Origin of the sequence: Pantoea vagans (assembly GCF_004792415.1) — a bacterium.
GTDB lineage: Bacteria > Pseudomonadota > Gammaproteobacteria > Enterobacterales > Enterobacteriaceae > Pantoea > Pantoea vagans.
This window is the reverse complement of sequence record NZ_CP038853.1, coordinates 655,475-675,515: the sequence shown is the minus strand read 5'-3', so window position 1 is coordinate 675,515 and position 20,041 is coordinate 655,475. Positions and strand designations below refer to the sequence as shown.

Annotated in this window: 18 protein-coding genes; 7 read left to right on the top strand and 11 right to left on the bottom strand. The window is 56.8% G+C overall.

Annotated features, from left to right (window positions below; genetic code table 11):
- The first annotated feature begins 3 nt into the window (after window positions 1-3).
- The 3 genes from EGO56_RS03305 to EGO56_RS03295 all read left to right on the top strand — a co-directional run bounded on the left by EGO56_RS03305 (window position 4) and on the right by EGO56_RS03295 (window position 3,683).
- Window positions 4-1,290 (top strand): TRAP transporter large permease, encoded by a 1,287-nt coding sequence (locus EGO56_RS03305; RefSeq protein ID WP_061063367.1) that lies wholly within the window; start codon window positions 4-6, stop codon window positions 1,288-1,290.
- Between the two features lie 364 nt (window positions 1,291-1,654).
- The gene (gene metC / locus EGO56_RS03300) at window positions 1,655-2,845 is read left to right on the top strand and encodes a cystathionine beta-lyase (RefSeq protein WP_135907682.1); all 1,191 of its coding nucleotides are present in this window, start codon (window positions 1,655-1,657) and stop codon (window positions 2,843-2,845) included.
- A gap of 175 nt (window positions 2,846-3,020) precedes the next feature.
- Entirely contained in the window at window positions 3,021-3,683 is a 663-nt protein-coding gene (locus tag EGO56_RS03295) for a DedA family protein (RefSeq protein WP_033733897.1), read from the top strand.
- Between the two features lie 30 nt (window positions 3,684-3,713).
- Here EGO56_RS03295 and EGO56_RS03290 read toward each other — a convergent pair whose 3' ends face one another.
- Entirely contained in the window at window positions 3,714-4,622 is a 909-nt protein-coding gene (locus EGO56_RS03290; protein ID WP_135907681.1) for an AraC family transcriptional regulator, read from the bottom strand.
- 203 nt (window positions 4,623-4,825) lie between these two features.
- On the opposite strand from EGO56_RS03290, the gene dkgA reads away from it, so the two are divergent.
- Window positions 4,826-5,650, top strand: a complete 825-nt coding sequence (dkgA, locus tag EGO56_RS03285; RefSeq protein ID WP_013359044.1) for a 2,5-didehydrogluconate reductase DkgA — start codon at window positions 4,826-4,828, stop codon at window positions 5,648-5,650.
- A 91-nt stretch (window positions 5,651-5,741) separates the two neighbouring features.
- Here dkgA and ftsP read toward each other — a convergent pair whose 3' ends face one another.
- From ftsP to EGO56_RS03265, 4 genes are all read right to left on the bottom strand, one after another.
- Entirely contained in the window at window positions 5,742-7,172 is a 1,431-nt protein-coding gene (ftsP, locus tag EGO56_RS03280) for a cell division protein FtsP (protein ID WP_135907680.1), read from the bottom strand.
- Window positions 7,173-7,314: 142 nt separating this feature from the next.
- Window positions 7,315-8,052 (bottom strand): 1-acylglycerol-3-phosphate O-acyltransferase, encoded by a 738-nt coding sequence (locus EGO56_RS03275; RefSeq protein ID WP_033733902.1) that lies wholly within the window; start codon window positions 8,050-8,052, stop codon window positions 7,315-7,317.
- A gap of 45 nt (window positions 8,053-8,097) precedes the next feature.
- Entirely contained in the window at window positions 8,098-10,371 is a 2,274-nt protein-coding gene (parC, locus tag EGO56_RS03270) for a DNA topoisomerase IV subunit A (protein WP_135907679.1), read from the bottom strand.
- Between the two features lie 192 nt (window positions 10,372-10,563).
- Window positions 10,564-11,328, bottom strand: a complete 765-nt coding sequence (locus EGO56_RS03265; protein WP_135907678.1) for a transporter substrate-binding domain-containing protein — start codon at window positions 11,326-11,328, stop codon at window positions 10,564-10,566.
- Window positions 11,329-11,495: 167 nt separating this feature from the next.
- Here EGO56_RS03265 and EGO56_RS03260 point away from each other — a divergent pair, with 167 nt between their 5' ends.
- A complete protein-coding gene (locus EGO56_RS03260) occupies window positions 11,496-12,077 on the top strand; it encodes an NAD(P)H-dependent oxidoreductase (RefSeq protein ID WP_135907677.1) in 582 nt (193 codons plus the stop codon).
- Window positions 12,078-12,125: 48 nt separating this feature from the next.
- Complete coding sequence (locus EGO56_RS03255; RefSeq protein WP_135907676.1) at window positions 12,126-12,434, top strand: putative quinol monooxygenase; 309 nt, start codon at window positions 12,126-12,128, stop codon at window positions 12,432-12,434.
- A 372-nt stretch (window positions 12,435-12,806) separates the two neighbouring features.
- On the opposite strand, the gene EGO56_RS03250 is transcribed toward EGO56_RS03255, so the two are convergent.
- From EGO56_RS03250 to nudF, 6 genes are all read right to left on the bottom strand, one after another.
- A complete protein-coding gene (locus EGO56_RS03250; protein WP_135907675.1) occupies window positions 12,807-13,706 on the bottom strand; it encodes a LysR substrate-binding domain-containing protein in 900 nt (299 codons plus the stop codon).
- Window positions 13,707-13,798: 92 nt separating this feature from the next.
- Window positions 13,799-15,694, bottom strand: a complete 1,896-nt coding sequence (gene parE / locus EGO56_RS03245) for a DNA topoisomerase IV subunit B (protein ID WP_033733909.1) — start codon at window positions 15,692-15,694, stop codon at window positions 13,799-13,801.
- Between the two features lie 49 nt (window positions 15,695-15,743).
- A complete protein-coding gene (yqiA, locus tag EGO56_RS03240; RefSeq protein WP_033733910.1) occupies window positions 15,744-16,325 on the bottom strand; it encodes an esterase YqiA in 582 nt (193 codons plus the stop codon).
- A gap of 3 nt (window positions 16,326-16,328) precedes the next feature.
- The gene (gene cpdA / locus EGO56_RS03235; protein ID WP_135907674.1) at window positions 16,329-17,156 is read right to left on the bottom strand and encodes a 3',5'-cyclic-AMP phosphodiesterase; all 828 of its coding nucleotides are present in this window, start codon (window positions 17,154-17,156) and stop codon (window positions 16,329-16,331) included.
- Window positions 17,157-17,198: 42 nt separating this feature from the next.
- Window positions 17,199-17,624, bottom strand: coding sequence for a DUF1249 family protein (locus tag EGO56_RS03230; protein ID WP_008925735.1), 426 nt, complete (start codon window positions 17,622-17,624; stop codon window positions 17,199-17,201).
- Window positions 17,621-18,256 carry an ADP-ribose diphosphatase gene (gene nudF / locus EGO56_RS03225; protein WP_033734725.1) on the bottom strand — a complete coding sequence of 212 codons (636 nt, stop codon included), beginning with the start codon at window positions 18,254-18,256 and terminating at the stop codon, window positions 17,621-17,623. Before nudF ends, EGO56_RS03230 begins: the two co-directional genes overlap by 4 nt.
- Before the next feature lie 213 nt (window positions 18,257-18,469).
- Between nudF and tolC the strand changes: the two genes are divergently transcribed.
- Window positions 18,470-19,936 (top strand): outer membrane channel protein TolC, encoded by a 1,467-nt coding sequence (gene tolC, locus EGO56_RS03220; protein ID WP_135907673.1) that lies wholly within the window; start codon window positions 18,470-18,472, stop codon window positions 19,934-19,936.
- Window positions 19,937-20,041: the final 105 nt, after the last annotated feature.

Genomic DNA, 20,041 nt, shown 5'->3' with positions numbered 1-20,041 from the left:
AAAATGGATGCATTGATCTTGATAGGCAGTTTGCTGGTGTTGCTGATGGTAGGTTTTCCGGTCGCCTTTGCGGTGGGACTGAGCGCCTTTATCGGCGCCTGGTGGATCGATCTGCCGCTGGAAGCGGTGGTGATTCAGGTCACCAACGGGATTAACAAATTTTCACTGCTGACCATTCCGTTCTTTATCCTCGCTGGCGCGATTATGGCGGAGGGCGGCATTGCCCGTCGCCTGGTCAACTTCGCCTATATCTTTGTCGGCTTTATTCGCGGCGGGCTGTCGCTGGTTAATATCGTCGCTTCAACCTTTTTTGGCGCTATCTCCGGGTCGTCGGTAGCCGATACCGCCTCGATTGGTTCGGTGATGATTCCGCAGATGGAGGAGAAAGGCTATCCGCGTGACTTTGCGGCTGCCGTAACCGCCAGCGGCTCCGTTCAGGCGGTGCTGACGCCCCCCAGCCACAACTCGGTGATTTACTCGCTGGCGACCGGCGGCATGGTGACTATCTCCTCGCTGTTTGTCGCCGGGATTTTTCCTGGCCTGCTGCTGGGGGCCTGCCTGATGGTGATGTGTCTGGGCTTTGCCCGTAAACGCGGCTACCCCAAAGGCGAGCGTATTCCGTTTCGTCAGGCGCTGAAGATTTTCTTCGACGCGTTCTGGGGGCTGTTTACCGTCGTGATCATCATGGGGGGGATCCTCTCCGGCATCTTTACCGCCTCGGAGTCCGCTGCGATTGCCTGTATCTGGGCGTTCTTCGTCACCATGTTTATCTATCGCGACTTTAAATGGAGTCAGCTGCATATCCTGCTGTTCCGCACCATTAAAACCGTCACCATCGTGATGGTGCTGATCGCTTTCGCGGCCGGGTTTGGCGCGGTAATGACCTTTATGCAGCTGCCAACCATTATTACCGAAGCGTTCACCAGCCTCTCCGATAACAAATATGTGATCCTGATGTGTATCAACATCCTGCTGCTGGTGGTGGGCACGCTGATGGATATGGCGCCGCTGATTCTGATCCTGACGCCGGTGCTGCTGCCGGTAGCCACCGCGCTGGGGGTCGATCCGGTTCACTTTGGCATGATCATGCTGACGAACCTGGGCATCGGGCTGATTACGCCGCCGGTCGGCACCGTGCTGTTTGTGGCCAGCGCGGTGAGTAAGCAGAAGATTGAGCAGGTCGTCGGGGCGATGCTGCCGTTCTACGGCATGCTGTTCCTGGTGCTGATGCTGATTACCTATATTCCCGCTATTTCACTCTGGTTACCGCGCCTGATGGGCGTGATGTAAGGCAATGGAAACCGGCTTGCTTGCGGGTCCCAGACTGCTGACAAACTCGAATCAGGGTGCAACTGGCAGCGATGGATTAGCTCAACATGCAGGGAACCCGGTCAGAGGAGGAAAGCGTCCCGCGCCATGGACGGCGCGGGCCGAGCGAGCCAGGGATTGGCGTAAGCGCCTTTCCGTTCTGACCGGGTTTCCTGTACTGGCTCGGTCTCACAGCTAACCGGGCCACACTTTGTCATCAATTTCAGGCCCGCTCGCGGGCCGGTTTTTTTCCTGCGACGCACTCTGATAATCACCATTGAGTCTCAACCCTGCTGGCCGTTTCGTGATAACGTGAAGGCTTAGTCTGAAGCGGTAAAGGCGACTCATGACCACCAGAAAAATTGATACCACGCTCGTCAGTGCAGGACGCAGCAAGCGTTATACCCAGGGCTCGGTGAACAGCGTCATTCAGCGCGCCTCTTCGCTGGTTTTTGATACGGTTGCAGAGAAGAAACGCGCCACCGCCGGTCGGGCAAAAGGCGAACTCTTTTATGGCCGTCGTGGCACCCTGACGCACTTCGCGTTGCAGGATGCGATGACCGAGCTGGAAGGCGGTGCGGGCTGTGTGCTCTACCCCTGCGGCGCGGCTGCCGTGGCGAACGCGATTCTGGCGTTTGTCGAGGCGGGCGACCACGTACTGATGAGCGGTGCGGTCTATGAACCGACGCAGGATTTCTGTACTAAAATTCTCGCTAAGCTGCAGGTTTCCACCGGCTGGTTCGATCACTGCATCGGCAGTGAAATCGGTGAGCTGGTGCAACCCAACACCCGTGTTGTCTTCCTGGAGTCGCCCGCTTCAATCACGATGGAAGTTCAGGATATTCCGGCGATTGTGGCAGCGGTACGCGCTAAAGCGCCCGAGGCGATCATCATGATCGACAACACCTGGGCGGCCGGTATTCTGTTTAACGCGCTGGCGCACGGCATCGACATCTCGATTCAGGCTGGTACCAAATATCTGATTGGTCACAGCGATGCAATGATCGGCACGGCAGTCGCCAATGCATGCTGTATCGACCAGCTGCGTGAGAACTCTTATCTGATGGGCCAGATGGTGGATGCCGATACCGCCTACATGGCGAGCCGCGGTCTGCGCACGCTGGGCACCCGTCTGCGTCAGCATGAAGAGAGCGCGATTCAGGTGGCTGAGTGGCTGGCGGCGCGCCCGGAAGTGGCACGGGTCAATCATCCGGCACTGGCGCAAAGCAAAGGTCATGCATTCTGGCAGCGCGATTTTAACGGCAGCAGCGGCCTGTTCTCGTTCATCCTGCAGGAAAAATTAGACGCGCCCCAACTGGCGGAATATCTCGATCACTTCCATCATTTCAGCATGGCTTACTCCTGGGGCGGCTATGAATCGCTAATCCTGGCGAATCAGCCGGAAGAGCTGGCTGAGATTCGTCCGGCGGGCGGTGTGGATTTCACCGGCACGCTGGTGCGGCTGCACATTGGTCTGGAGCACGTTGATGATCTGCTGACTGACCTGGAGGCCGGTTTTGCGCGCCTGACGCGCTAAGTCAGATAAACAGAAAGTAAACAGAAGATAAACCACGTAGCGGCGGCCCGGAGAGTTTGCCGGGCCCCGGCTCATTTGTTGTTAAAATTTATCCCGCATCGTTCAGCTTACCGGTGAGATTGCCGTGCTGCCTGAACGCAGACGGATTGTTCCTTGTGACGTGATGGAATCGCTAATGGGTGTTTTACACGAGATTGTCCAGGCGCTCTGGCATCAGGATTTTGCCGCGCTGGCAAATCCGGATGTGGTGTGGGTGGTGTACGGCGTGATGTTTCTGACGCTGTTTCTGGAAAATGGTCTGCTGCCCGCCTCTTTCCTGCCGGGCGACAGTCTGCTGCTGCTGGCAGGCGCGATGGTGGCTAAAGGGGTGATGGATTTTGTGCCGACGATGGTGATCCTCACGACGGCCGCCAGCCTCGGCTGCTGGCTGAGCTATCTGCAGGGCCGCTGGCTGGGGAATACCCGGCTTGTGAAGAGCTGGCTGATGCATCTGCCGGCACAGTATCACCAGCGCGCCTGGAATATGTTTAACCGTCACGGCCTGATGGCGCTGCTGGTCGGCCGTTTTCTTGCCTTTATCCGCACTATCCTGCCGACCATGGCGGGCATTGCAGGCCTGCAGAATGGCCGCTTTCAGCTGTTTAACTGGCTCAGCGGCGTGCTGTGGGTCGGCATTGTGGTTGCCTTTGGCTATGGCATCAGCCAGGTGCCGTTTATCAAGCGTCATGAAGATCAGGTGATGGCGATTCTGATGATACTGCCGATGGTGCTGCTGGTGCTCGGCCTGTCCGGCAGCATTGTGGTGATCTGGAAAAAGCGTCGCCAGAAACGCGCCTGACGCGCGTCTGGCTTTCGGATCCGCCGCCCCTCAGACGGACGGATCCGCTACCGTCTGCCTGACACGACTCACCTCTTCCCCCGGCGTCACGCCGAAATAGCGTTTAAACTCCCGCGAAAATTGCGAAGGGCTTTCATAGCCCACCCGCACCGCCGCCGCACTCGCCTTGAGTCCATCGTGCAGCATCAGCAGCCGCGCCTGATGCAGGCGATAGCGCTTGAGATACTGTAACGGCGAGGTCTGCGTCACCGTTTTGAAGTTATGGTGAAAGGCTGAGACGCTCATGTTCACTTCCGCGGCCAGCGCATCGACGCTGAGGTTTTCCGCATAGTGATTCTCAATCCGTCGCAGGGCGCGCGCGATGAGGCTGAACTGCGTCTGTCGGCTCATCAGCGAAAGCAGCGCGCCGCCAATCGGGCCAGTCAGCACATAGTAGATAATCTCCCGCACGATATGCGGCCCCAGCACGCGCGCATCGCGCGGCTGGGTCATCACATCCAGCAGTCGCTCCGCGGCGCACAGCATCGGTTCCGTCAGCCAGGCCGAGTGAATACCCGAAGTCTGCGGCTGCGGCTGAAACTGATCGTCGTCGCCAATTTCAATCAGCAGATCCTGCAGGCTGGCGGTATCAACCCTGAGACACAGCCCGGCAATCGGGATCTCCGGCGAGGCCCAGGTTTCGCACTCCACCGGCAGCGGCACGGTCAGCATCAGGTATTTGCTGGCGTCATACTGAAACACGGTGCTGCCGAGATAGCCGGTTTTGCTGCCCTGAAACAGGATGACAATGCCGGGCTGATACATCATCGGCGTACGGGGACGATATTGACTGGCATAAATCAGCGACACATTTTCGACCGGGCAAAGACGGTCGCGACCATGGGTCATTAAGGTGACTACCTGCTGTGCCAGCCGGTGACACAGTGCATCGTGCGCCATAGCAACTCCTTTTCGGGCAAAAAGCCAGTGTGCCGTGCTAATGCCTGAACCGCCAGCAGCCTGGAGAATCAGGCAAGAAATTTACCGGATCGGGCAGAAGAGCAGACCCGCTGTTGTTGCTGGCGCTGAGCAGGCTGAAAATTGTTGGCTAGACTTAAGCACAGTGAATTCTCACGGGTTAACCGCAACGGAAAGGAGCAACTATGGCAGACCAACCCATTATCAAACTGCGCGATGGCAATATGATGCCGCAACTCGGACTCGGTGTGTGGCAGGCCAGCATCGAAGATGCGCGTCATGCGGTGCTGAAAGCGCTTGAGGTCGGCTATCGCTCAATCGATACCGCCGCCGCCTATAAGAATGAAGAGGCGATTGGCCAGGCTCTGCAGGAAACCGACGTACCGCGCGAAGAAATTTTCGTGACCACCAAACTGTGGAACGACGATCAGCAGAACGTTCAGCAGGCGATGGAAACCAGCCTGGAAAAACTCAAACTGGATCAGGTCGATCTCTATCTGATGCACTGGCCGTGCCCGGAAAAAGACCATTACGTTGATGCCTGGAAGAAGATGATCGAACTGCAGCAGCAGGGGCTGACCAAAAGCATCGGCGTCTGTAACTTCCATGAAGCGCACCTGAAGCGTCTGCTGGATGAAACCGGTGTGACGCCGGTCGTGAACCAGATTGAACTGCACCCGATGCTACAACAGCGCACGCTGCATGCGTGGAACGCGCTGCACCAGATCCAGACCGAATCCTGGAGTCCGCTGGCGCAGGGCGGTAAAGGGGTCTTCGATCAGGAGATCATCAAGTCGCTGGCGAAGAAATATGGCAAGACACCGGCGCAGATTGTGATCCGCTGGCATCTGGATAGCGGTCTGGTGGTGATTCCGAAGTCGGTGACGCCAGCGCGTATCGAAGAGAACTTCAAGGTGTTCGACTTCCGTCTGGATAAGCATGAAGTGAGTGATATTGCGAAACTGGACAGCGGCAATCGTCTGGGACCGGACCCGGAAACCTTTAACTGACGTGAAGGTGACCTTAACCACTCTGCCCTGCTGTTGACGGACAGAGAAGGCTTAACGTGGTCAGGCGGGTTCTTCCCGCCTGACCACGTTGTTATGCCGTGGGCTGCACCACTAGCTGACCGGCCGTACCGCGATCGGCCAGTTCCAGCGTCTGACTGTAATAGACGAACGGAAAGTGATCGGACGAACTCTGCGGGAAGGTAACCATCAGTTCCACGCTGCCATCAACCCACACCGTATCTTTCCAGCCACGATCTTCGCCCATCGGCTGAGCGCCATTCACACTTTTAATCAGGAACATCACGCCCTGAATATGCAGCGACTGCGGCCGATCGGCGTGCAGGATCCAGCGCTCAAAGGTGCCCTGCTGCGCAGTGGTGTCAATGCGGTTCATATCCCAGAGCGCGCCGTTGATGCCCGGCATACTGTCACCGATGCGGAATTCGCGGGTGCGCACCGCCACGCCATCCAGAATCTGGTCGGCCAGCAGCCGCATCGGCAGATTATCCGTCACCAGCGGCAGTAAGCCGGTTGGGCGCAGCGTCAGGATCAGGGTGGAGGTCAGAATAGAAGATGGCTCAAAGAAACCGCGCAGCCGATCCATAATGCCTGCCGCTGTTCCCGCCGTAATCGACACTTCGTCACCCTGCGACATATCCACCAGCACTTCACGACGTTCGCCCGGCGCCAGTGACAGACGCTGCACCGCCACCGGCGCAGGCAGATAGCCCTGATCGCTGGCAATCACCATAAACGGACGATTGTCGCTGAGCACCATCTCATAGCGTCGCGCATTCGAGGCGTTCAGCAGACGCAGGCGCACCCAGCCGCGTGACACCTCAACATAAGGATTGCGTACCCCATTCACCAGCAGCGTATCACCCAGGAAACCACCATCCTGCGGCGGGTCATAGACCGGCGTGGCAAAGTTATCGAGCCGCTTGTCCTGAATGATGATGGGGAAGTCATCGACGCCGTAATGCTTCGGCAGCGGCAGCTGTTTGCCGATGTCATCTTCCACCAGCCACATGCCCGCCAGACCGTTATAGATATGCGGCGCCATGCGGTTTGGGGTATTGGCGTGATACCAGCAGGTTGAGGCCGCCTGACGAATCGGCAGCACCGGCGCCCAGTCGACACCGGCCGACATCATACGTGGCGCGCCACCCATTAACGCACCCGGCAGCTGCAAACCGCTGACGGTCATGGAGACGGACTCATTCAGCCGGTTGCTGTAGATCAGCTTAACGTCGTCACCGCTGTAAACCCGGACGGTCGGGCCGAGGTAGAGGCCATTAATGCCCCACACCGGCACTTTGTTATTGTCGCCATTAAATGACCAGTGGCTGCGCTGCATCGTCAGAAACAGCGGCTGGCCGCGACGGGATTCCAGCAACGGCGGAACCGGAAGTGGCGTATCGCCATTGGCTGAAGAAGCGGCATGTGCCGCATGAGGGAGTAAACTGGCGCTAAGCGCCGCTCCGGCAGAAAGCTGGATGAACTGACGTCTGCTGAAAGACATAAAACTTCTGACCCTTTACGCGTGGCGCTAAGCGCCGGCCCTGTTTTTATTGATCTGTTTTTGCTGTGCTGCGTTCACGACGAGCCGGAAAAGGCTCGCCGCGCGGCATCCATGCAGGATAGTTCGGCGAATGAATCGCCGGTCAGATTTTTCCGTTTTTTTCGCGTTCTGCGACTTCGGCATTGAGCTCTTCCAGCTTCGCCGCCATCAGTTCGCGACAGTGAGTCGCCAGCTTACGCACCGACGAAGACTCGAATGCTTTTACATCAACCGGCGGCAGCATCTCAACAATGACCAGACCGTTGTTCCAGCGATTGAGATCGATCTTGCCATGGGTATTGGAGACCACAATCGGAATGATCGGCACGCCCGCCGCCACGGCAGCGTGGAAGGCACCGGTTTTAAACGGCAGCAGGCCACGGCCACGGCTGCGCGTTCCTTCCGGGAACATCCAGATAGAGATGCGCTTGCGGTTAAACTGATCCACCAGCTCACCGATGGTGCCGCGCGCTTTCGCCCGGTCATCGCGGTCAATCAGCAGGTTGCCGGTCAGCCAGTAGAGCAGGCCAAAAAACGGCACCCACAGCAGGCTCTTCTTGCCCACGGTGACCGTATAGGGCTGCACCATTTTGGCCGCGGTGACCATGTCGTAGTTGTTCTGATGGTTGGCGATATAGATCGCATTGCCATAATTCTCCGCGCCTTCCGGTCTGCGCAGATCAACTTTAAGACCAAATACCGTCGACAATTTGCCGAACAGATGGCCAAAAGTGGCGACGTGGCGCGGATCGCGTGGTGAAAAAAGACACCAGATACAGCCAAAGATACAGATCAGGATCGAATAAATGACGACGATAATGGCACGCAGAATCAGTAACATAGTTCCCTCATTGAGCCACGGCTGACGCAGGGTCAGCCGGGTAGTTTACGCTTCGCTATCCGGGCTCGCCGGACGCGCAGGCGTATCCAGTTCAACACGATCAATTTTTTGCAGGCCGCGCGGTAACAGCGTGCCGCGACGTCCGCGATCGGCGCGGAATTTCTGCAGCTCTTCACTGCGCAGCAGCATTTTACGCTTGCCCACGTGCAGTGTGATCGCGCTGCCCGGCGGCAGGATCATCAGCCAGGCCAGTTTGTCCTGACCCGCAGCGGCTTCTGCTGACGGAATGGAGATGATTTTGTTGCCCTTGCCTTTCGACATCTGCGGCAGTTCGCCAACCGGGAACATCAGCATGCGTCCCGCCTGGGTAATCGCCAGCAGCATGTCATCTTCATGATGCACCGCCATTGGCGTCATCACGCGGGCATTGTCCGGCAGCGTCAGCAGCGCTTTACCGGCGCGGTTGCGCGATATCAGGTCGCTGAAGGTACAGATAAAGCCGTAGCCCGCATCAGACGCCATCAGCAGACGCTGGTCATCCGGCTCCATCAGCACCTGTTCAACCACCGCACCCGGCGGTGGCGTCAGCTTGCCGGTCAGCGGCTCGCCCTGTCCGCGCGCGGAAGGCAGCGATGTCGGATCCAGCGTATAGCTGCGGCCGGTGGAGTCGATAAAGGCCACCGGCTGATTGCTCTTGCCGCGTGCGGCAGCCAGATAGCTGTCGCCCGCTTTATAGCTCAGTCCGGCGGGATCGATATCGTGGCCTTTGGCGCTGCGCACCCAGCCCATCTGCGACAGCACAATGGTGACCGGTTCAGACGGCACCAGCTCGGTTTCGCTCAGGGCTTTGGCTTCTTCACGCTCACACAGCGGCGAACGACGATCGTCGCCGTAGCTGGCGCTGTCAGCCTGTAACTCTTTTTTCAGCAGGGTGTTCATCTTGCGTTCAGACGCCAGCGTCGCCTGCAGCTGATCGCGCTCTTTTTCCAGATCCGCCTGCTCGCCACGGATCTTCATCTCTTCCAGTTTTGCCAGGTGGCGCAACTTCAGTTCGAGGATCGATTCGGCCTGCGTTTCACTGATGCCAAAACGCGACATCAGGACCGGCTTCGGCTCATCCTCAGTACGGATGATCTCGATCACTTCATCAATGTTCAGGAATGCGACCAGCAAACCTTCCAGAATATGCAGGCGGCGCAGCACGCGATCCAGTCGGTAGTTCAGACGACGTTTGACCGTGTCGCGGCGGAACACCAGCCATTCTGTCAGGATCTCGTGCAGGTTTTTCACCGCAGGGCGGTTATCCAGACCGATCATATTGAGGTTAACGCGGTAACTCTTCTCCAGATCGGTGGTGGCGAACAGATGGTTCATCACCTGATCGAGATCGACGCGGTTAGAGCGCGGCACGATCACCAGACGGGTCGGGTTCTCGTGATCTGATTCATCACGCAGATCCTCCACCATCGGCAGCTTTTTATTGCGCATCTGGTTAGCAATCTGCTCCAGTACGCGCGCGCCTGATACCTGATGCGGCAGCGCGGTGATAACCACCTCGCCCTCTTCTTTCTTCCATACCGCACGCTGGCGGATGGAGCCGCGCCCGGTCTGATAAATTTTACGGATTTCGTCACGCGGCGTAATGATTTCCGCCTCGGTCGGATAATCAGGTCCCTGAACAATATCCAGCAGCTGGTCCAGCGTGGTTTTCGGCGCGTCGATCAGTGCGATCGCCGCCTGAGCTACTTCGCGCAGGTTGTGTGGCGGAATATCGGTCGCCATGCCCACGGCGATACCGGTGGTGCCGTTCAGCAGAATATTGGGCAGGCGCGCCGGTAACATCTTCGGCTCCTGCAGCGTGCCATCAAAGTTCGGCTGATAGTCGACCGTGCCCTGACCCAGCTCGCCCAGCAGCAGCTCGGCATATTTTGACAGACGGGATTCGGTGTAACGCATCGCCGCGAACGACTTGGGATCATCCGGCGCGCCCCAGTTACCCTGGCCGTCGACCAGCGGATAACGGTAGGAGAACGGCTGCGCCATCAGCACCATCGCTTCATAGCAGGCGCTGTCGCCGTGCGGATGGTATTTACCCAGCACGTCACCCACGGTACGTGCCGATTTTTTGAATTTTGCGCTGGCGCTCAGGCCCAGCTCGGACATGGCGTAAACGATACGTCGCTGAACCGGCTTTAATCCGTCGCCAATGTAAGGCAGTGCGCGGTCCATGATGACGTACATCGAATAGTTTAAGTACGCATTCTCGGTGAATGTGTGCAGGGCAAGACGCTCTGCACCATCCTGAGTCAGTTCACTCATTAATTTCTCATCCTCACATCGTGGCCCACAACGGCGGGACACCCGGCGGTGGTTTGGCGAGGATAGTACCTTATTCCCTGGTGTTAGTCACAGGGGAAGCGCGGGACAAGAGGCGTCCCGCCGCGCAATTTCATGTGCCGGAGGCACGCCGGATTCAGACCGGCAAGTGCCTGACCTCTCTGCGGAAGTGAATCAGGGCTTTGCCCCTATCCACTGACGGGCAATATCACGATATTCACCGGTGGCGGTGCTGAGATGCACCCACTGATCGACATAGAGCTTCCAGCTGATGTCGTCACGCGGGATCATGTAAGCCTTCTCGCCATACTGCAGCGGTTTATCAGGATTGATCGCGCACAGCGTCGGGTAATGCTGCTGCTGAAAACGCGCTTCAGAGGCATCGGTGATCATCACATCTGCCTTGTTGTCGACCAGCTGCTGGAAGATGGTGACGTTATCGTGGAACAGCGTCAGCGAGGCTTCTGGCAGATGGCTGTGCACAAAGGCTTCGTTGGTGCCGCCAGCCGGTTCGATCAGCCGCACGTCAGGCCGGTTGAGCTGTTCAATGGTCTGGAAGCGCTCTTTATCGCTGCAGCGCACCAGCGGGATTTTGCCATCCACGTCCAGCGGCTGCGCGAACCAGGCGGTCTGCTGGCGCTTCAGCGTGACGGAGACGCCGCCAACGGCGATATCACACTGCTTTGCCAGAAAGTCAGGCATCAGGGTTTTCCAGCTGGTCTGTACCCACTCCACCTTCGCACCGAGCGAGGTAGCCAGCGCGTTCGCCATGCTGATATCCAGCCCTTCATACTGACCATCGGGTCGCAGATAGCTGTAGGGTTTGTAATCGCCGGTGGTGCAGACTTTGAGCGTCTTAGAACTGAGAACGGTGTCGAGATGAGATTGTGCCTGGACAGCACCGCTGGCCAGCAGCAAAGCGAGGATTAATTTTTTCATTCTGATTATTTTCTATGATTTTTTATGGTGAGTTTGCCTACCGATGGTGCCATAAACCGGCGTATTGTTGCTGCTACAGCAAAAGTGTTGTGATCAACATCGCATTTTTCTGCGGCTGCGGCGCGCGTAAGCTGAGCACCATATTCAGGAAACGAGGCAACCTATTCATGAGCAGGATTTTAATTATCGATGGCGGCAAAACTTTTGCCCACTCTAAAGGCGAACTGAACCACACCCTGACCGATGTTGCGGCCAGCCAGCTGCGTGACATGGGACATGAGGTGTCAGTCACCGTAGCTGACAGCGATTACGTGATCGCCGATGAAGTGCAGAAATATGTCGACAGCGATGTGGTGATTTATCAGATGCCGGGCTGGTGGATGGGCGAGCCCTGGACGGTGAAGCGTTACATCGATGAAGTCTTTACTGAAGGCCACGGTTCGCTCTATGCCAGCGATGGTCGTACCCGTTCCGATGCAGCAAAAAAATATGGTTCCGGCGGTCTGCTGCAGGGCAAAAAATATATGCTGTCGCTCACCTGGAATGCGCCGCTGCAGGCCTTTACCGACCCGGAGCAGTTCTTTGAAGGCGTCGGCGTCGATGGTCTTTATCTGCACTTCCACAAAGCCAACCAGTTCCTGGGAATGGAAGCACTGCCGACCTTTATCTGCAATGACGTGATTAAAGCACCGGACGTGCCACGCGATATTGCCGCTTATCGGACCCATCTTAGCCGCGTTTTTGCGTAAGATAGTCAGGGGATACCCCCTATTTTCTCACGAAAGAGGAATTCGAGAATGTTAACAGTCGTAGCTGAAATTTGTGTTAAACCCGGTCGCCGTCAGGCTGTGCTGGATGCAGTGAAAAAGCTGATCCCGCAGGTCTTAGAAGAAGATGGCTGCCATCAGTATGACGCGCTGCTGGATCATCAGGCGCAGGTGCCATGGAAGCAGAACTCGCCAGACTCTATTTTCATGCTGGAGCAGTGGGAAACGCTGCGTCATCTGGAGCAGCATCAGCAGATGCCGCACATGGATGCGCATCGCGCCATCATTAAAGATGATGTGGTGGATATGAAGATTCTGGTGCTGGAACCGAGTGCCTGACTAATAAGCTGATTGCTAATGTTCCTGTATTCGTGCCGGAGGCTGCTGGCAAACTCAAAGCTGAGTGGCTCTGGCAGCAACGCATTAGCTCAACCCGAAGGGAATATGGGCAGAAGAGGAAAGCGTCCCGCGCCTGGATAAAAACGCCGGGAGCGTTTTTGAACAACGCAAAGCGTTGGTCCGACAAGGGCGCACCTCAGGGATGAGGTGCGTAATCGCGCGGGTAGAGCGACCAGGGACTGGCTTGAGCGTCTTTCCGATCTGTCCATATTCCCTGAGCGGGCACAATCAGAAAGCAAAGCCGGCCAGACTTTGTCACCCTCCTCAAACCTACGCTCTGCAACAGCGATTTTTTCTTTCTGACAGGCCGGTTTAAAGCATCTGACGCCGATCAATCTCGGTGCGGAGAAAATCGAGAAAGCAGCCGATACGCGAAGAGAGCGTGGTGTTACGGTAATAAACCGCATGCACTGGCAACCGCAAATCGCGGGTTTCCGCGGGGAGGACAGGCACCAGCCGGCCAGCGGCGCAATCTTCCCGGCTGACAAAGTCTGAGAGGCGGGCAATCCCCTGTCCCGCCAGCGCCAGCTGCCGGATGGTTTCACCGCTGGAGGCTGCGAGTGTTGGCTTGACGCGCATAAAATCACCATCAGGCTGCCAGATCGGCCAGACGTTGAGGGTGTCAGGATAACTGAAGCCGATGGTCTGATGCTGCGCAAGATCGGCAACGCTCTGTGGCGTGCCCGCTTTCGCCAGATAGGCCGGACTGGCCATCAGCCGGATTGCACTACTGCCAAGCAGCCGGGCGCGTAGCGTGGAGTCGCGCAGTTCCCCGATGCGAATGGCAATGTCGGTCTGCTGCTCGAGCAGATCGATCATGATATCGTCGGTATTCAGTTCAAGCTGGATCAGCGGATAGCGGGCGCGAAAATCATCCACCAGCGGCACAATCACATGCAGCATAAAGGGCGTCGCAGCGTTCACCCGCAGTCGTCCTGACGGCATCTCGCGCCTCAGCGCAATCTGCTCTTCCGCCTGCTCAACCGAGGCCAGGATCTGGCGCGCATGCTCCAGAAACACCTGTCCCTCTTCGGTCAGCGCCAGCCGTCGGGTAGTCCGATGCAACAGCGTGGTCTGCAGCTTGCTCTCCAGCCGCGACAGCGCCCGGCTGATGCCCGAACTGGTCTGCACCAGCTGGGTTGCCGCCGCCGTAATGGAACCGCTGTCTACCACCGCCACCCAGGCGCGTAGCTCTTCCAGGGTAATTTTCACAAGGGTTACTGTCTCTGCTCTGAATCTGCCGGGTTCTCTTAGGATGTGCGGGCTGAAGCACAAAGAGAACAGGACGCTTTCGCGTCCTGTTTTTATACTTCAATATCGGCCATATCGCCTTTTTCCTGCAACCAGTTACGCCGGTCTTCGGAACGTTTTTTCGCGAGCAGCATATCCATCATGCGCAGCGTCTGATCCACATCCTCTTCGCTGATCGTCAGCTGTACCAGTCGGCGGGTATTCGGATCCAGCGTCGTTTCGCGCAGCTGCAGCGGGTTCATTTCGCCCAGCCCTTTAAAGCGCTGAACGTTCGGTTTACCCTTTTTGCGTTTCAGCTGCTCCAGCACGCCCTCTTTCTCATCTTCATCCAGCGCGTAATAGACCTCTTTGCCGAGATCGATGCGGTAGAGCGGCGGCATCGCAACGTAGACGTGACCATTTCTGACCAGTGAGCGGAAATGTTTCACGAACAGCGCACAGAGCAGCGTAGCAATGTGCAGACCATCGGAGTCCGCATCCGCCAGAATGCAGATCTTGCCGTAGCGCAACTGCGACAGATCTTCGCTGTCAGGATCGATGCCGATCGCCACGGAAATATCGTGCACTTCCTGCGACGCCAGCACCTCATCGGAAGAGACTTCCCATGTGTTCAGGATCTTGCCTTTCAGCGGCATGATCGCCTGATATTCACGATCGCGCGCCTGCTTGGCCGAGCCACCTGCCGAGTCTCCTTCGACCAGGAACAGTTCTGTTTTATTCAGATCCTGCGCGGTGCAGTCCGCCAGCTTGCCCGGCAGCGCCGGTCCGCTGGTGAGCTTTTTACGCACCACTTTTTTGGCTGCCCGCATACGCCGCTGGGCGCTGGAGATCGCCAGCTCAGCCAGCATTTCCGCCGTCTGAATATTCTGGTTCAGCCACAGGCTGAAGGCATCTTTTACGACGCCAGAGACAAAGGCAGCACACTGACGGGAAGAGAGACGCTCTTTGGTCTGTCCGGCGAACTGCGGATCCTGCATCTTCACCGACAGCACATAGGCGCAGCGATCCCAGATATCTTCCGCTGAGAGCTTCACGCCACGCGGCAGGATGTTGCGGTATTCGCAGAATTCACGCATCGCATCCAGCAGTCCCTGACGCAGGCCGTTGACGTGCGTCCCGCCCTGCATGGTCGGGATCAGGTTAACGTAGCTTTCCGTTAACAGCTCGCCGCCTTCCGGCAGCCACAACAGCGCCCAGTCCACTGCTTCCACATCACCGGCAAAGCTGCCGACAAAGGGTTTTTCCGGCAGCGTCGGCAGGCCATTCACCGCTTCACACAGATAGTCGGTCAGGCCATCTTCGTAGCACCAGCGCTGCTCGGTATTGTTCAGCTTGTCTTTGAAGACAATCTCAACGCCAGGGCAGAGCACCGCTTTGGCTTTCAGCAAATGGGAAAGACGCGATACCGAGAAGCGCGGGCTGTCGAAGAAGCTTTCATCAGGCCAGAAATGGACGCGCGTGCCGGTGTTGCGTTTCGCCACCGTGCCGGTGACGGTGAGATCCTGCACTTTGTCGCCATTTTCAAACGCCATGTCATAGATTTCGCCATTACGGCGCACCGTAACTTCGACACGTTTTGACAGGGCATTAACCACAGAAATGCCGACGCCGTGCAGGCCGCCCGAGAACTGATAGTTTTTGTTGGAGAACTTGCCGCCCGCATGCAGACGACACAGGATCAGCTCGACGGCGGGCACGCCCTCTTCCGGGTGGATGTCTACCGGCATGCCGCGACCATCATCAATCACTTCCAGCGACTGATCAGCGTGCAGAATCACTTCAACCCGCTTCGCATGGCCGCCCAGCGCCTCATCGACGCTGTTATCAATCACTTCCTGACCCAAATGGTTGGGACGCGTCGTATCGGTGTACATGCCCGGACGACGGCGAACAGGCTCAAGGCCAGTCAGGACCTCAATGGCATCCGCGTTATAGTTAGATTGACTCATCGTAAATGTCTGATTAGAAGGGTTAAATGGGGTGCGATTTCCGCATTACTCAGGGATGATTCAGACCGAGAAAGTCCAGAATCTGCGGGAAATGGCGCTCGAATCCAGTAAATGCATGATTACCGCCCTCTTCTACCGTATGACGGCACGCGCTGTAATAGTCGAGCGCCTGGCGGTAATCGAGAACTTCATCGCCGGTCTGTTGCAGCAGCCAGAGTAAATCGGGCGCTTCCAGCGGTTCAATCTGCATTACTTTGAGATCGTAAATGTGGCGTGACTCTAACACATATTGCTGGCCGGTGTAGGGATTCTGATTTTCGCCCAGGAAATCCGCCAGCAGCTCAAAAGGTCGAACCGCAGGATTAACGACCACGGCAGGCAGCATAAAGCATTGCGACAGCCAGGTGGCGTAATAACCGCCCAGCGAAGAGCCCACCAGCCCCAGCGTTTCGCCACTGCGGCTCAGCACCAGATCTTCCAGCATGGCCGCGGCATCGGCCGGAAAAGTCGGCAGCTGAGGCACGATCATCTCGATCCCGGGATGCTGCGCCTCTAACCATTGCCGGAACTGCGTTGCCTTCGCCGACTGCGGCGAGCTGTTAAAACCGTGCAGATAAAGCAATGCCGCCACGCGTCAGTATCCTTCTGAGTCTAAATCGGGACGAAAAGCGTCGGTGTCGAGCCGGTTGACCTCGGTCTCAAGGCCGCCATCCGGATGCAGGGTAAACCAGCGCCAGCCCGGTGCCACGGTGTCAATCGTAAAACTGGTGCAGTGCGGTTTGAACTGGACGCAGGTTGAGGGTGTGGCCAGCACGCGGCGGCCGTGCCACTCCAGATCCAGCTCCTGATGAATATGACCACAGACCAGCGTCCGGGCTAACGGGTAGCGCTGTAACACCGCATCGAGCTGATGGGAATTACGCAGGCTGTGCTGATCGAGCCAGGTACAGCCCGAGGCCAGCGGATGGTGATGCAGCAGGACCAGCGTATAACGTTGCGGAAAGCGGGACAGCGCGTTGTCGAGCCACTCCAACTGATAGTCGCTCAGCATTCCATGCGGGACACCGTAAACCTGGCTGTCGAGCAACACAATCTGCCACTGCTCACCCACCAGCACCTGCTTGTGGGCATTGATGTGCGCTGCCGCCAGCGTGTCGACCATCGCGGGCTGAAAGTCGTGATTACCGGGCAGCCAGACACAGGGGCGCGGTAAACGTGAGATACCCTCAGCAAAATGCTGATAGGCTTCGACAGAGTGATCCTGGGCGAGATCGCCGGTGGCGATGATCAGATCATAGTCGCGCTGTTGCGAAATAATCGCATCCAGCACCGCGTCATAACTCGACCAGGTGTTCACGCCAAGCAGCGATTCATGTTTTCCCGCGAACAGGTGAGTATCCGTGATTTGCAAAATCCTGATTTCGGAACCGTTCGCTGCAGGAAGAGTTAGCAGGCTATCCAAAGCGTTTCCTTCGTCTCCACGCCATTTACTGCATTATACGCATCAGCAGACCGGAACTGCCATTGCGCCATGCGCCAGGCAGTAGCGCAGCCAGTCTGCAAGAAACTGGTTTATCTGATGCTTTTCATCGCGCTGATGCAATTTTTTATTAGGATAATCATAGCGCGCTTTGAAGCGATAGATCTGTTGAGTTGAACACACTTCGGCGACCATCGCATCGTGATAGAGCCGGACCGACATTGAGGGCAGGCTCCAGTAACTCACGGCAGGCGCGACCTGGCGGATCTCCACCAGCGTGGTGTAGCGCGTCGACTCCTGAATCGTCAGCTGATAACGGGCGCCACTCACCTGATAAATCACCGATTCGCCCGCCTCATCGTTGCGCGGCAGCAGGCGGCGTAACTGGGCGAAGTTGGTTTCGCAGAGCCGCATCATTTCGGGAAAGTCAGGGGTATAACGCTGTTTCATTTTTGTATCCACTCTTCGCGTAGTTTTTCATGGTGCAACGCCAGCCATTGCAGGGCGATGACAGACGCCGCATTGTCGATTATCCCCTCTTCCACCCAGCGATAAGCCTGTTCGCGGCTCACCACATGCACAAGAATATCCTCATTCTCTTCCTCCAGACCGTGGCATCCCTCTGCCTGGCTGGCATCCACTTCCCCAATCAGCACCGACAGACGTTCGCTGGTGCCACCAGGGCTGGCCAGATAGCTAAGCACAGGCTTAACCCGGCCAACGTCTAAACCTGCTTCTTCAACGGCTTCACGGCGCGCAACCTGCTCAACCGATTCGCCGGGTTCAATAATGCCGGCGACCATCTCCAGCAGCCAGGGTGAAGCACTGCTGTCATAAGCCGGGATGCGGATCTGTTCAATCAGCACCACTTCATCGCGTAAGGGATCATAAGGTAGCAGCACGGCGGCATGTCCGCGCTCAAAAACTTCACGCTGCACTTCCCCACTCATTTCGCCATTAAACTGGCGGTGGCGGAAGCGGTAACGTTCGACGGAAAAAAAACCATCATAGACGGTTTCGCGTGCAATAATTTCTACATCGTTTTTTGTGAAAGTCACAGGGGATTTTTTTTCTTCCGGCATCATCAGGTTCCTTGTGCAGATTGGAGTGGAGCGAAAAAAGCCTGTAACTGTGCTCCATGTAAGTAGTTCTTTCTGAATTATTTACGTAAATTAGGGGGAGAAGGCACGTTCAGCCAACTTATCTCACAGTTGCCCTCTGCTAGAATCGGCGATAATTTTTTGGCTTACCCGGCAGCGCACCCACTGCAATTTGCTGCAACAAAAGGAATGCAAATGAAAAAACTGCTCCCATTTTTTATTGGGCTGAGCCTGGGCGGTTTCAGCTTCGCCAGCCAGGCAGAAGACCTGCTTCAGGTTTATCAACAAGCGCGTCTGAGCAACCCGGATCTGCGCAGTGCCGCTGCCGATCGCGATTCTGCTTTTGAGAAAATCAACGAAGCGCGTAGCCCATTATTACCCCAGCTCGGCCTGGGTGCAGACTACACCTATAACAACGGCTATCGCGACAGCAGCGGTCTTCATTCCAACACGACCAGCGGCACACTGCAATTAACCCAGACTATTTTCGACATGTCGAAATGGCGCGCGCTGACCCTGCAGGAAAAAGCGGCCGGTATTCAGGATGTGACCTATCAGGTCGCACAGCAGGATCTGATTCTGAACACCGCGACTGCCTACTTCAACGTGCTGAAAGCGATTGATACGCTTTCTTACACCGAAGCGCAGAAACAGTCGATTTACCGCGAGCTGGATCAGACCACTCAGCGCTTTAACGTTGGCCTGGTTGCCATCACAGACGTGCAGAACGCCCGTGCGCAATATGACAGCGTGCTGGCTAACGAAGTGACCGCGCGTAACAACCTCGATAACAACGTAGAAACGCTGCGTCAGATCACCGGTATGGACTATATGTCGCTGGCTTCGCTGAGCATCGATCGCTTCAGAACCGATAAGCCCGAAGCGGTCAGCGCACTGCTTAAGCAGGCGGAAAGCCGTAACCTGTCACTGCTCTCTGCCCGTCTGAACCAGGATTTAGCCCGTGAGCAGATCCGCTCCGCTGAATCCGGGCATATGCCGACGCTGGGCCTGACGGCCTCTACTGGCATGTCGAACAGCAAATATGGCGGCAGCCGTGCCAATCAGAGTCAGGGGTCTACTGACTCGATTACCGGTTCAAATCAGGTTGGCCTGAGCTTCTCACTGCCACTTTACAGCGGCGGCAGCGTCACCTCTCAGGTGAAGCAGGCGCAGTACAGCTTCGTCAGCGCCAGCGAACAGCTGGAAAGTGCACATCGCACAGCGGTTCAGACCGTACGTTCATCGTTTAACAACGTGAATGCGTCTATCAGCAGCATCAACGCCTACAAACAGGCCGTCGTTTCTGCGCAAAGCTCTCTGGATGCGTCAGAAGCAGGCTATCAGGTGGGTACACGTACTATCGTCGATGTGCTCGATGCGACTACCGTGCTCTATAACGCGAAGCAGCAGCTTTCCGATGCGCGCTATAGCTACCTGATTAACCAGCTGAATATCAGCTATGCGCTGGGTACGCTCAATGAGCAGAGCCTGCAGAAACTGAACAGTCAGTTAGGTAAAGAGATCCCGACGTCACCGGAAACCGTGGCGCCGGAAAATGCCCAGCAGACCGCACGTGTCGATAGCGGTCCGGCGGCAACCGGCTCTTCTGAGGCAGCGCGTCCTGCAGCTCGCCACAGCAGCGGTAATCCTTTCGGTAATTAATCAGCGGGCGGGCTGCTTTGCGGCCCGCCTCTCTGTTGAACGTATAACTAAGTAAAGATCCCTGTTGTATCAGGCCTCCAGCTTCAATTTTACCCCCCCATCCCC